The sequence below is a fragment of the Chitinophaga caseinilytica genome, assembly GCF_038396765.1.
Lineage (GTDB): Bacteria > Bacteroidota > Bacteroidia > Chitinophagales > Chitinophagaceae > Chitinophaga > Chitinophaga caseinilytica.
Genome location: NZ_CP150096.1, coordinates 3,383,947 through 3,397,707, shown reverse-complemented (window position 1 = coordinate 3,397,707; position 13,761 = coordinate 3,383,947). Strand labels below are relative to the sequence as shown.

Here is a 13,761-nt window from a genome sequence, read left to right as displayed (position 1 = left end):
GCAAGCGAGGTGGCCTGCAGCTGCGTGTTTTTATATCCACTGCAATACTACCTCCGCTTCCTGTACAGCAGCAAAAACGCCGCGAATACGAGGAGCGATCCGGGGATGAGGCCAATGAAAATTATTCTCATGGTGATGATACCTTTATCTGTGGTATCGATCGCGTCTGTCGAACGGATGGCGCCCGTGTTGACGGGGAAATCGCCATAAGTGAACCAGCGGAACATTTCCGTTACGAGCGGCTGGTTCCAAACCAGGGGCTTGCGGCGCCCCAGTTCGCCGGAGCTCATGAAATCCGCGTCGCCCGTAACGATGATGCGCTGTGCTTTCCCGTTCACCATTCTTTCGGCGGCCACGGCCAGCGCTTCGTTGTTTTTCGCTTTCAGCAGCGGAATAGTGCGGAAGCCCGTTGCGGAACCGAACCGCAGCGGCAAGGTGCCCGCCATCGATACGATGCCGCCGCTCGCCTGGAACCCGCCCAGCTGCGGCGCTACAGCGCCTGCGCTGTCTGCAAACCGCGCCAGCACGAAATCGGGGGCGTAATCACGGCTTTCTTCCAGTACGGCGGAATCGCCGGGGTGCACGTCGAGCTGCTGCAACAGGGGTTGCAACACTTCCTGGGAGCCGGGCTCCGCGATCACGAGGAGGTTCCGGCCGCTGGCCAGGTACGCGTCCAGCTTCTGCTGCACAACAGGTTCGAATGCGCTTTTGGGATCTGCGACCACCAGCACGGATGTCGTGGCGGCGATGTCTTGCTTCGTAAGGTCTACCGTATCCACGTTAAAGCCCTGGTTCACGAGCGCGCCGCGGAACGTGAGCTCGTTCACGAAGGTGCGGAACGCCCCGTCGCCGGCTTTGGTGATACTGCGCTCGCCACTGCCGCGGAGGAACGTGACCACGGGGATCTCTTCCGGCGTCACCAGGCGCTTCAGCGCGGCGGTGAACTCCTGCTCGCCGGGATAGATGCGGAGATCGTTGTAGAAACGGAGGAAGGTTTGCCTGTCGCCGTATTGCAACGACCGTACGAGGCGGTTTTCTTCAGAATTCAAATCCACCACCTTCTTCACATCTTCCGGCTTCATCACTTTTTTATAATCCAGGTCCTGGATATCGGCTACTTTTTTGGCGATGGCGGCGTCGCTTTCACCGGGATAATTTTTATACAGCCCTTCGTTGTTGGAGAAATCGTAATAATACACGTACTCCATTTGCATGTCGGGCATGAACCGGCGGTAAGGCGTGAGGATGCGTTCGTCTTCGCTCTTCTTTTCCGGGGCGCCGAGGTAATAATTCTGATCGAGGATGTTGACGTAGGTGGTGATCTTCAGCGGATGTTCCATCTTCGCGATCAGTTCGCGGCTTTGCGGCCCGAGGGTATGGTTCTTGGTGGCCGTCATGTCCAGATACCCCGTCAAAGCCGGCAGGGAGCTGAGATAGCCGGTTACGAAGCAGATGCACACCAGCCCGAGGTACCTCGCGGCGCGTGCCATGGCGGGCCTTGCCTCCCGCTGGTCTTGCAGCCGCATGCCCGTAATGGCCAGGAAGAACCCGATGACGATGCAGAAATACACGATGTCCTGCGTGCTGATCAACCCGAAAATGAACTTTTCCGTTCTTCCGGCGATCGACATGAAATACGTGATATGCCTAACGGTATCGTTGCCCTGGAAGAGGCCGCCTACGAAGTTGAGCCCCGCCAGCACCGCCAGGGTACTGATGGCCGCCACCACCTGGTAAGTGGTGAGGGACGACATGAAAAGACCGATGGCGGAATAGGCGCAGATGAGCAGGTACAGGCCGATGGCGCCGGACGCGAGCAAAGACCAGTCGATGTTCGTGATGAAAAACGAACCGGCAACGGCGTAGGCGCAGATGATGAGCAGCAACAGGGCGCCGTATCCCATCATCGCCATATATTTCCCGAGTACGATGTCTTTTACTTTAATGGGCGACGACAGCAGCAGTTTGATAGAACCGCTGTGCATTTCCCGGCTGATAAGCCCCATCGTGAGCAGGGGGATGTAGAAGTAGAGCGTGCCTTTCACACCGGGATAAAACCCTTCCTGCAGGCCGGCGAATACCATGGAGGTGACGTCGTTGAAATGGTTGCCCATCCGCTGCGCCCTTCCGATCATCTGCAGGTAGTAAATGAAATTGACCCCGATCTGGATGGGAAAAACGATGAGGATGAGCCAGGCCACCGGCGAATGGAACAGGAGGCTCAGCTCCTGGCGGGCTATTCTGGTTATGACTTTCATGATGGTACGGCGGATTTAAATGTTTTGTTGGATAACTGGGCGAAAATGGCGTCGAGCGAGCTTTTCTCCAGCGTGATCTCCCGGAGGCGCCACTTCCGCAGCACGCTCGTTTCCACGATATGCTCCGCAATGTCTGCCGCCGGCTCAAACCGCAGCCTGACGGTTTTGTCAGACAGGAACTGCACTTCCTTAATGCCCGCTATCGACCGCAGTTCTTCGGCGGATGGCGGGTTTTCCATCGTAGCTACCAGGCTGTCTGGCTCGATGTAGTTGTTGAACGTATCCATCGTGTCTTTGAACACGATCTTCCCGCCTTCGATCATGATGATGTCCTGACAGGTGGCCTGGATTTCGGAGAGGATGTGGGAGGAGAAGATCACCGACCTGTCTGCCGCGATTTCCTTGATGAGCTGCCTTACTTCGAGGATCTGGTTGGGATCGAGGCCGTTGGTAGGCTCGTCGAGCACCACCAGCAGCGGCCGGTGGATGATGGCCTGGGCGATGCCGACCCTTTGGCGGTAGCCGCCGGAAAGGTTGCCGATGAGCCGGTTGCTGAAGTGCGCCACGCCGCAGCGTTCCTTCACTACATCCACCGCCGCCTTGATCTTCCGCTTTTCGATGAGGCGGAGATGGGCGCAATAGGTCAGGTATTCGTCTACGGTCTGTTCCAGGTACAGCGGCGCGTTCTGCGGCAGGAACCCGATCCGCTTTTTAGCGTCTTCCGGATGTTCCCGCATATCGATGCCATCGATGAGCACGCGGCCGCGGGTTTGACTGAGCACGCCGCAGAGGATGTTCATGGTGGTGGATTTTCCGGCGCCGTTGGAGCCGAGCAGCCCCACGATGCCGTTCCGGTTGATGTCGAAGCTGATATCCTGCACCGCCCAGTCTTTGCTGTAGCGGTGAGACAGCCCTTCGATCTTAACGATGTTATCTTGCATGTTCGTTATTTTACGCAAAGGGAGGATGATGGCGCCGGCATTCACCGGCGCCGATCAAGGTATGTGGCTGGTTTGGAGATTACGGGTTGAGCGGCCAGTCCGGGTTGAACACGGTGGCGTTGGGCCACAGCTGGCGCAGGTATTCCTTGCTGTTGGGCAGCAGTTCGTAGACCGTGCCTTCCGCAGTATGTTTGATGGTTTTGGCGAAGCGGGGCTCCTTGTTCAGGCGTTTCAGATCGATCACCCGGATGCCCGTGAAAGCAAGCTCCCGCCGTCTTTCATCCAGCACAAAGCGCAGCACGCGTTCCGCATCGTTCCCGAAATCGGCCGGGGCAAAGGCTTTGTACGCCGCCGGCGTGATGCGGTGCAGGCGCAGCTTGTTGATGTCTGCCAGCGCATCGGCCTGTTTTCCTTCGCGCGCCAGGCATTCCGCACGCACGAGGTACATTTCCGGAACACCGAGGAAATTGTTGTAATAATCGCCGCGGAGGAAAATCTTCACGCCATAGCGGTTCATGTAGTTGAACGGCGGTGCCGGCGGCCAGCCGTCTGCATAGTACAGCGTCCAGCGTTTATCGTCGTTGGTGAACAGGGCCGTCAGTTCCGGAGAAGCGCACACATATTGCCCGAGGCCCATCGGCCGCAGGAAGTGCCTGGCCACGATGGTTTCCGTGTTCAGTTGCGCATCGGGAATGTTCGTCCAGCCCACCGGGGTACCAGGCACGTTGGGGAAAGGCCCCGGCGCGATGATCTGGTAGGTGTTCATGTCTTTCAGTTCGCTTTGCAGGCCCAGCGCCAGGTCGGCGTTCTTTTTGGCGTTGGCGTAATCGCCCATGAAAAGGTAGGTGCGGGCCAGTGCGGCGTACCCTCCTGCTTTGGTGGCCCTGAACTTGGTAGGCCTGTTTTTCAGGGGAAGGTCGGCCACCGCGGCATTGAGGTCGCTCAGGATCTGCTGGTACACTTCCTGCACGGAATTCCGGGTGAACTTGGCGCTGATGTCGGCGATGAGCGCGATGGGAACACCGGGCGTGGTGGCCGCGGTCGCTCCGTCGTAATGCTGCGCATAGGTGTTCACCAGCAACAGGTGCTCCATGGCGCGGCCCAGGTAAGCCTCGGCGCGGATGCTGCGCCGGCTCGCTTCGGAACCTTCAGTTGCCTCCATGATATTGTTGATGACGCTGTTGCAATAGAAGATACGCTTGTACCCTTCGCTCCAGGTGTAATCGTTGTTCCCCTGGTCGTACGGCGAAGTATTGAACTTGTAAATCAGCCGGGCAAAAACCTGCCGGGCCGAATACAGGTTGCCGGGCTCCCCTTCCGGCAGGAATGCGTCGTCTGACTGGAGGTCCCAGTACATATCCCCGTAATTCACCATGGTACCGGAATTGAGCATGTTCTCGTAATCGGTGACCGTGGTGGGGATGAATTTATCTTTCGGCTTGATGTCCAGGAATTTGTCGCAACCAGACAATGCCATTATGCTGATGATATACAGATGTAATTTCTTCATGGTTCCAGGTTTTAGAAGGTGATGTCGATTCCGGCCATATAAACGCGCGAAACCCAGAGCGTCCTGTTCGCATACAGGCTCGCCAGCTGGTATGCCTCGGGGTCTATCCCCTGGCCGTTACGGAACCAGGAGAAGGGGTTCTGCACCTGCAGGGTGAATTTGGCGGAGGAGAGTTTGGTGACAGATTGCAGCATTTTCGCGAAATCGTACGACAATGAGATGTCTCTCACTTTGATATAGTCTGCCTTCAGCACGTTCCTGTCTGCCGCAAACCAGATCAGCGAGTAATATTCACGGCCGTCTGCATTCAGGTCGGGAGCGGGCATGGTATTGGGGTTCAGCTCGTCGCCGGGCTTGCGCCAGAAATTCATCAGCCTTTTGTCTACGTTCCTGCTGCCGAAATCGTTCTGGATGGGGCTCGCCACATCGCGGATCACATGTCCGCCGTTGGCGATCATCATCACCCGGAGCGTAAGTTGTTTGTAATTGAAGGTATTGGTAAAACCGGAGGTCCACTTGGGCCGGAGCGTACCGCTGTACACGAGGCCGTTGACGTCTTGCATGTTCGCTACCACGGTGCCCGACTGATCGTAGTTCTTCACCACTTTCCCGTCTGCATCGTACACCATAACGGTACCGTTCGTAGGGTCGAGGCCGGCGTAGCGGAAGCTGAACACCGCATCCATGGGGTAACCGATTCGGTTTACGCCCCAGCCCTGCGTAAGCGTCCGGTAGTCGGGGTTGCGCAGGTTAATGTCCGTCATCCGGCTTTTGTTGAAAGTCAGGTTCAGCGTCGTGTTCCAGCTGAAATTCCGGCTTTCGATATTGCGGGTATTGAGCGCGATTTCCAGCCCTTTGTTGTTCATGCTACCGTAGTTGATGAGGGCGAAGGGGAACGCATTCGTGGGGTCCGTCAGTTTTTCGCCGAGCAGGTCGGTCGTTTTGCGGATGTAATAATCCACCGAGCCGGAGATCCTGTTGTTCAACACCGCAAAATCGATCCCGATGTTGGTGCTCGCCGTTTTTTCCCAACGGAGGTTGCCGTTCGGCGGATAGAGGATATCGGTGGCGTTGGCGCGCGCATCGTTGAAGAAGCTCGACGTAGCTTGCAGGTATGGCCCGGCCGTCTGGGCCACATTGCCGCCCAGCCCATAAGTGGTGCGGATGGCCAGGTTGTTCAGCCAATTGATGTTTTTCATGAAATCCTCTTCCGTCAGCCGCCAGCTGGCACCCAGGTGCCATACGGGCAAACGGCGGTCGCGGGTGGCCACGCCGAAAAGGTTGGAATCGTCGATACGCGCGCTACCGGTCAGGTTATACTTGCCGTCGAACGTATATCCGAAGTTGCCGTAAAACGAAACGTAACGGTTTTCCCAATAACGGTAGTAAGTATCGTCATTGAAGCCCCAGAAGAAGGTGCCATCGACCGACTGCGTATTTTTCAGGCTGCCGAGCTGCGCTTCGTTGATGGGCTGGAACTGGAGGTTATTATCGTTATACCCCATTTTGGACAGCTTCGTGGCGCCGCCCGAAATCGCGCGCCATTCCGTACCGGCGATGGCCGTCAAACGATGGCGGGGCGCCACTTCCCGGTCAAAGCTCAACTGGCCGCGGGCGGTGTAGGATTTGGAGCTGCCCCTGGTTTCGAAAATCTGTCCGCCATCGGGAATATTTTTGATAAGCTCCCCGTTATTATCTATCTGCGCCGCATCGTTGATCATGCGCTTGGTGTAATAGGACGTGGGCGAGTAGTACGTTTTGCCTAAGCTGGACCCTCTTTCCGTCTGGTATTTCAGGTCGAGCGTCAGCCCGCGGATGATTTTTGCCGTAAAGCCGCCCTGCAACCGGAAGTAGTTCGACCAGTTCGACAATTTGGCCCTGTCCATTTCTTCCAGCGGATAATATGTTTCATCATACAGCCCAACTTCCACCAGCCGGTTGTTTTCGTACGGCGATTTCAGTTTGGTGAAGGGAGCCGGGCTTCCGTCTGCATACTGCATGATCTCGTACGGCATATTGGTATAGTATCGCTCAGGGCTTTCAAGGGTATATTTCGCATTACTGAGATTGGTCATCACCCCTGCTTCCGCATCCAGCCATTTGAAGACTTTCACGCGGTCGTTCAGTCCCACGTTCACGACTTCGTCACGATCGCGCAGGCCAAATCCGGAATTGCCGGTATAGTTCATGAAAAGGTTGTACTGATGGGCGTCGTTGCCGCCGTTGACGGAAAAGCTCTCGCGGTGTTTGAATTGATTGCGCATATAGAGGTCTTCCACCTGGCTTTGGCCGTCGTAACTGCGGAGCTGGTTGAGGATTTCGTCGAGCTGGGCTTTGGTGATGTTACCCTGTTCGTGATCGTAGAGCGCCTCTTTCACTTTGCTTTTGCCGGTGCGCTGGAGCCTGTCGTTGAACGAAGGGTGCCATTTATTGAAGAGCTCTACTTCCATATCTACCATTTCCTTCGAGTTCATGAGGTTCAGGTAGCCTGCGTCGGATTTGGGCGTGAGGAAGGCGGTGCTGCTGAAGTTGACCGTCAGTTTCCGGGCGCTGCCGTGGCGGGTGGTGATGGAGATGACGCCGTTGGCGGCGCGGGTGCCGTAGATGGAGCTGGCGGCGGCGTCTTTCATGACGGTCACGTTCACGATATCGTTGGGGTTGAGGTAGTTGAGGTCTCCTTCATAGGGGAAACCATCCACAACGAACAGCGGGCTCTGGGTACCGTACAGGGTGGAAATCCCCCGCAGGTTCACCGATCCGTTCTGCATGAAAAGCCCCGGCACCGTGCCTTCCAGCCGGCTGATGAGGCTCGTTTGCATACGGGCGCCCAGCGTTTCTTCGGTGATCACGCTGAATGCGCCGGTGGCGCGCTCTTTGGGGATCAATTGGTAACCGGTATTGGCGGTAACGTTCAGTTCGGTGAGGTTGGACGATATCATGGAAAGCACCACATTGCCCATGGTGCCGCTTTGCAGCATGCGCGCCGTGATGGTCACATCTTTGGTTTTGAAACCGATGAAGCTGATGCGCACCACGCTCCCTTCCTGTACCGGGAGGGTGAATTTGCCCTCCGCGTCGGTGATGGCGGAGCGGCCGCCGCCCGTTGCCACGATGGTGGCGCCGATGAGCGGAACGCCGGTGCTGTCGATGATGCGCCCGGTAACGGGGGTTTCCTTCACGGCCTGTACCTGTTCGACAGGAACGGGATCGAACTTCCCGTAGAGGAAAATCGTGTTGTCGGCGATCTTGTATTGAAACGGCTGGTCCTTGACGATGAGGTCCAGGAAGCTCAGCAGGGGCATATTCTGCACGGATGCGGAAATGGTGCCGGCCTGGCGCAGCAGGTCGGATTTACCCCAGACCACGTACCCGGTTTGCTGCTTGATGGCCGCAAAAACCCTTTTCATCGGCACTTCCCTTCCGGAAAAAGTAATAGACTGGGAATACGTGCTGGCTGATACATGTAAACAAATGGCGAGAAGGAGAACACTGGTAATTTTCATGATCCGGAGGATTTTGGCTGGGAACCGGCATGGCAATTCCCAACGGCTCCAGTAAGCAGTTTTTTGCATAGATTTGCAACGTTTGGTTGTTAGAAATGGAGGTCTCGAAACCCGTTTTTTATCAACCGGCAAACTTTTACGGGAGTGTTCGCAGCACTTCCGTTTTTATTTCCGGCCGACCGATCTTAGTTGATATTTACTAGTCCATGTATGATTTGCTGTTTTATGGTATAGGGATAAATATGTGCTAAGGCATTACGATCAGCCGCCGCCCCTCCTCCAGCCGGAAATGCACATCCGACCGCTCCAGTCCGCTCAACACGTCAGACAGCTTCAGTTTCCGGCTCATTTCCCCGAAAAACACCACATCGGGCACATTTCCTTCATACACCACTTCAAGATCGTACCAGCGTTCCAGCTGGCGCATCATGTCGCGCAGCCCGGCCCCGTCGAAGTTAAACAGCCCGTTTTTCCAGGCGATGGCTTTATCGAGGTTTGCGTTGCGCATCACCTCCATTCCGTTCCCGCCGGCCTGCAACTGCTCTCCGGGCTTCAGTACCACGGCGCCCGCGCCGTTCCCCGCCTGCGCGATCCTCACGGCGCCCGTCACCAGTGTGGTATAGCTATTCTGTTCGTTGGCATAGGCGTTCACGTTAAAGGAAGTGCCCAGCACTTCGAGGTCTAACTTCCCCGGCACTTTCACCCGGAAAGGTTTCGCGGCATCTTTCGCCACTTCGAAATATCCTTCCCCGGAAAACTCCACGGTCCGGTCGCCCCCGTTGAACGCCACCGGGAACCGTAGCGAGCTGGCCGCGTTCAGCCAGACCTTCGACCCGTCAGGCAAGGTCACCGTAAACTGCCGCCCTTTGGAAGTGGCGATAGTATTGTATTTCAGTTCCCCCGCACCGGGGTCTTCCGGCGTATACTGCAATCCATCGCTGCCCAACACCACGGCCGTCCCGCTCTGGCGTGAAATGAGGCCGTTGCCGGCGCTGTCCAGCTCCAGCTGCGAGCCGTCGGAAAGGGTGAGGATGGCGCCGTTCCTGCCAGGCTCGACGTCCAGCGGGGTGTTCACCGACAGCATCGGTTTGGGCACGGGCTGATGGCGGTTGAAATACCAAACCCCTGCGGCCACGAACAATACCGCCGCTGCGGCCGACCACCACCGGTGCAGGTAATGCACACGCAGCTTCGGCGGAGCGGTTTCATCGGCCGGGCGCTTGTCTGCAGCCAATATCCGGTCGGCCACCTGCATCCAGTGCTGGCGGTCGAAAGGCCGGGCCGCTTCAGGACGGGCAGCTTCCAGCCAGCTTTCGGCTTCGCCGATAGCGGAATCGTCGCGGTCAACGAGGGCTTGCAGCTCCCCGAGCTCCGCATCCGTGGCGGCGCCACTGGCCATGCGTTCCAGCAAATATTGTAAGCGGTCGTGCTTTTCCATGCATTTCGGGATCAGGTAAACGATGATGTTTCAGTCCCCCCTTATCTATACCAGACAATCGGGCGGACAGGTAGTACCGAAAAAAATCAAAGTTTTTTTCGTTCGGGGGTACAATCAGAGGAGAATATCGATCAAAACGAGCACAGACAATGGATATCCGGCATTTTGAAGGGAAGCCCGGATATTTTTGAGCGCCATTACCATGAGGTTTTTCACGGTGCTGGAGGCGAGCCCCATGCGGTCAGCGATTTCGGAAATCGTGAGCGCCTCTTCCCGGCTGAGGCGGTAAATCCGCCGTTGTTTTTCAGGCAGGCGGTCAACAGCGTCGCCCACGAGGGAAAGCAGCTGCCTGAATTCCGCCATTTCCGCCACCGGTAACGATTTGCCGGAAGCGTCCTTTTCGTGGGCGATGTGGTCCATGACTTTATCGCGGACGGCTTGCCGGCGCACGTGGTTCACGGCCAGGAAGAAGCAGATCTTCCGGACCCAGGCGCCCGGCTGCTCCAGCCCGGTGAGCTGGTCCCGCGCGATCCAGACTTTGAGGAAGGTTTCCTGCACGAGATCGTCCGCCACCGCCGCCGACCCCGTGATGCGCGAAGCCATGGCCTGCAGCCGGGGTACATACAGCTCGAACAGTTCACGGAACGCGGCTTCGTCGCCGGAGGCGATCCGGCTGAAAAGTTCAGGAGCGTCAATAAGTTGACCGTCTTCGTTCAAGGAAACGCAATTGGTGATGAAATATAGTGCCGTCGCAGGGAGAAAACGAATGGTATGAAAATGGTCCCGTTTGGATCAGCAGCGAATTTCGCCAAAATCCCCCGGAAATGCAATGGTTGTACCGGCGATTACAGCGGGTAGGCCGTATCGCTTTTCGTTTCGGAAAGCACGAAAAAGCTCTGCACCGTGGTAATATTGGGCAGGGTGGCGAGTTTGCGGTAGAAAACGTGGTAAGCGTCCATGTCTTCGGTGGCGATGCGCAGGATGAAATCGAAAGTGCCCGTCATCTGGAAGCATTCCATCACTTCGGGGAACTTTACCACTTCGTTCTCGAAAGAGCTGAGGGTGTGGGCGGAATGGTCTTTCAATAATACATGGCTGAAGGCGATGAGGCCGCGGTTCACCTTTTTGCGGTCGAGGATGGCCACGATCCTGCGGATGAAGCCCTGCTGCTTGAGGCGCCTGATCCGTTCGTGGACGGCGGCCACCGACTTGTGCAGCTTGCCGGAAATTTCCTTGTTCGTCAGCTCTGCGTTGCGCTGGAGGAGGCGCAAAATCTCCAAATCCGTCTGATCTATGTCTTGCATGGCAAAAAGTTGAAAATATGGAACCGGAAGAAGTTCGGGTTTCCGGCCACCGCCGGCCCGGCCCATCCGGAAAAAATGCCAATTTCAGGCCTTTTACCGGAAAATTTACGGTTTATTCGTCCATCGTGCAAAAATTAGAAAAGATTTTTGAATTTAGTATGGAAATAATACGCCAGCAGACAGGGCAGCAGATCAACCGAAAAACAGACGTAATTCAAAAACCAACCATTTATTTTCTTTTTGGGATTCACCGGCTCAGGGAATCCCTTTATCACGAATTCGCATGGTTTTCAGGAAGTGTAGATCATTAAGATATACACGGTCCAACATTATGACACTGAAAAGAATAATTTGAAGCAGTACAGGATTCCCGATTTCCATCGGGAATTGCATTCACGCCATCATGCACCAAAACGATCCGGTTGCGCTACTGCCCTTCTGCCATGTTAAAAAACTGTTGAGTAATTACGCACAAATCCCGCTCATGTGGCGGGATTTGTGCGTTTCAAGCGGGTTGATCGGATTATGCGTAACACCGTACCGCGCAAATGGCGGCGGGCACTTCCGCTGAAGGGTGCGCCACTTCGATGACGAGTTTTTCCGTATTGACGGGCTTGTCCAGTTCGATGCGGTTAAAAGCCTGGTAGTTGCCTTTTCGCTCCGCGATGATGTTCCCGGCATCGTCTTTCACCTTGAAATCCCGTACGCAAAAAGGCATCGCCGTTTCGGGGTGCGTCATCAGGACAGATTCCATGGGATGGTCGTAATCGGTGTCGAAGAAAAGCTCTATCGTGCGGATGGCTTTCGCTGCCGGCCAGGTGAGCGTGAGCGCAGGCTGTGTATCCTGCCAGTCGGCCACCCAGGCGTTGGGCTGCGACACGGGGCGCTCCAGGCCGTTGATGACGTTGGCGGCGGAGAAAACGGGCAATCCATCGCTCACTTTGAAATCGAGGTTATGCCCTTCCGGCCGGCGCTGCGGGCACCAGAACTCGAATGCTTCCATCCCGATGTCTTCCGGCGGGGTTTGTTTACCGTAGTTGGACACGGCTTTATTGACCGTATTGAAAACGGACAGCAGGCCGGTCACGCGTTTATCTGTGTAATGAAGCTGCACGTCCGGGTTTTTAAAGAAGGTGACGAAAGCATAGGCCGCTTCCTCCAGCTGCGCGTCGAATGGCAGTTGCAGGCAATTACGGCCCGGTTGCAGGGCAAGGGACAATCGCGCCAGGGTCACGTCTGGCGTATGGTTGCCGCTTTTGCCGCTGATCCGCAATTCCACGTCGAGCGTAGTGTGGGCGGAAGCTTCCGCATGAAATGCCATTACCGGCACTTTCCCTGCCTGCAGCGGCACCATCTGCGCCACGGATACTTCCAGCGGTTTGAGGATGGCCTTGCCCGGGAATTCTTTCAGCACCAGTTCGCTGCTTGCGGAAACGGTGGCCTGCCGGGCGAGATCGGCCGGCGCGGCGAACCGCAGGCCGGGGATGTATTGGCCGAACTGCAGCAACCGCTGCTGGAGGGCGTTCGTATATCCTTTACCGATAATTTCCGCGGGTAAAATGTTTTGTTCCCTGCAGATGACGGCAGCCATGGCGGCGGCCTGCGTAACGTGAGCGGAAGTGGCCATCACGCGGGTGGAGCCGTACGCCACGTGCGAGGCGCTGATGATGCGGCCGCCCAGCAGCAGGTTCGTGATATTGCGGCTGTAGAGGCAACGGTAAGGGATCTGATAGATGCCTTTGCTGTGCCACTGGTTGCAGCCGGGCTTTTCGGAGAAAACGCCATCGGCAGGGTGCAAATCCACCGACCAGCCCCCGAACGCCACGGCATCCGCATGCACGCGCTGTTCCACCACATCCTGCTGTACCATCATGTATTCGCCTTCGAAACGGCGGCTTTCGCGCTTACCGGGGATCATGCCTACCCATTCCAGGGTAAGGTTGGCGGCTTCCGGGAATTCCCCGGAGTTTTTGATGTGGTGCCAAACGCCATATACCACTTTCCAGAGCTCCCATTTGATGGTTTCCGTATCGTGCACCGTATCCAGCCGGCCACCGTATTCGATCCACCAGAGCTTGCAACCGTATTCGCGGGCGTTGAAGCTGCGATAGCGCGGCACTTTGGTGATGTCGCCCAGCGCAAACGCGGGCGGGGTAAAGGTTACGGGCTTTCCGGCATCCTTGCTGTAGAAGTAAAGGCTGTGGCCGAGGAGCTCGCCGTATTCCGCCGACGGCGCAAACAGTTCGCCGAATTCCTCCTTTTTCTCCGCGCCCATCCGGAAGGCGGCGCCGGCCAGGAAGCCCACTACCCCATCGCCGGAAGCGTCGAGGAACAGGGGCGCTTTCAGGATGTACGTTGTCTGGTTCTGGCTGCAATAGGCATGAAGGGCGCTGATGGTGGAAGGGTCTTTCTTCTCCACCTGGTACACGGCCGTATTGAGGAGCAGGGTGATATTGGGTTCCTGCGAAACTTTGTCGAGCAGGATCATGTCGAATATTACGGGATTGCCTTCGGGATTGCGGTAAGTGTTTTCGACGAGGATTTCATCGACCACGCCGCCTTCCCTTGCCCAGCGGTTATTGTTGCCCATGTGCGACGTGGCGCCGAGGATCCACAGGCGCACTTCGCTGCTGGCGTTCCCGCCCAATACCGGGCGGTCTTGCACGAGCACTACTTTCAAACCCTGCCTGGCGGCGGTAATGGCGGCGCAAACGCCCGAGAGGCCGCCACCGGTGATCGCGAGGTCAACAACAATGTTCATTTCCGGAAAACTGCGCACTCCGGCTGCGTCTTGCTTGATCATATCT

General features: G+C 56.6%; 9 protein-coding genes. 1 reads left to right on the top strand and 8 read right to left on the bottom strand.

All coding sequences use genetic code 11. The features are described from left to right. Positions 1-47: 47 nt before the first annotated feature. The 7 genes from WJU22_RS13855 to WJU22_RS13825 form a co-directional block, all read right to left on the bottom strand. Positions 48-2,258, bottom strand: coding sequence for a Gldg family protein (locus WJU22_RS13855; protein WP_341838777.1), 2,211 nt, complete (start codon positions 2,256-2,258; stop codon positions 48-50). Then, a complete protein-coding gene (locus WJU22_RS13850; protein ID WP_341838776.1) occupies positions 2,255-3,199 on the bottom strand; it encodes an ABC transporter ATP-binding protein in 945 nt (314 codons plus the stop codon). Before WJU22_RS13850 ends, WJU22_RS13855 begins: the two co-directional genes overlap by 4 nt. Before the next feature lie 79 nt (positions 3,200-3,278). Then, entirely contained in the window at positions 3,279-4,709 is a 1,431-nt protein-coding gene (locus WJU22_RS13845; RefSeq protein ID WP_341838775.1) for a RagB/SusD family nutrient uptake outer membrane protein, read from the bottom strand. 11 nt (positions 4,710-4,720) lie between these two features. After that, entirely contained in the window at positions 4,721-8,212 is a 3,492-nt protein-coding gene (locus tag WJU22_RS13840; RefSeq protein WP_341838774.1) for a SusC/RagA family TonB-linked outer membrane protein, read from the bottom strand. 247 nt (positions 8,213-8,459) lie between these two features. Further along, positions 8,460-9,650 (bottom strand): FecR family protein, encoded by a 1,191-nt coding sequence (locus tag WJU22_RS13835; RefSeq protein ID WP_341838773.1) that lies wholly within the window; start codon positions 9,648-9,650, stop codon positions 8,460-8,462. A 114-nt stretch (positions 9,651-9,764) separates the two neighbouring features. Next, complete coding sequence (locus WJU22_RS13830) at positions 9,765-10,367, bottom strand: RNA polymerase sigma factor (protein ID WP_341838772.1); 603 nt, start codon at positions 10,365-10,367, stop codon at positions 9,765-9,767. 128 nt (positions 10,368-10,495) lie between these two features. After that, a complete protein-coding gene (locus WJU22_RS13825; RefSeq protein WP_341838771.1) occupies positions 10,496-10,954 on the bottom strand; it encodes an Lrp/AsnC family transcriptional regulator in 459 nt (152 codons plus the stop codon). A 17-nt stretch (positions 10,955-10,971) separates the two neighbouring features. Here WJU22_RS13825 and WJU22_RS13820 point away from each other — a divergent pair, with 17 nt between their 5' ends. After that, positions 10,972-11,265: a hypothetical protein gene (locus WJU22_RS13820; RefSeq protein ID WP_341838770.1), complete on the top strand. Its 294-nt coding sequence runs from the start codon at positions 10,972-10,974 to the stop codon at positions 11,263-11,265. 212 nt (positions 11,266-11,477) lie between these two features. Here WJU22_RS13820 and WJU22_RS13815 read toward each other — a convergent pair whose 3' ends face one another. Continuing rightward, entirely contained in the window at positions 11,478-13,757 is a 2,280-nt protein-coding gene (locus tag WJU22_RS13815) for an FAD-dependent oxidoreductase (RefSeq protein ID WP_341838769.1), read from the bottom strand. Positions 13,758-13,761 lie beyond the last annotated feature (4 nt).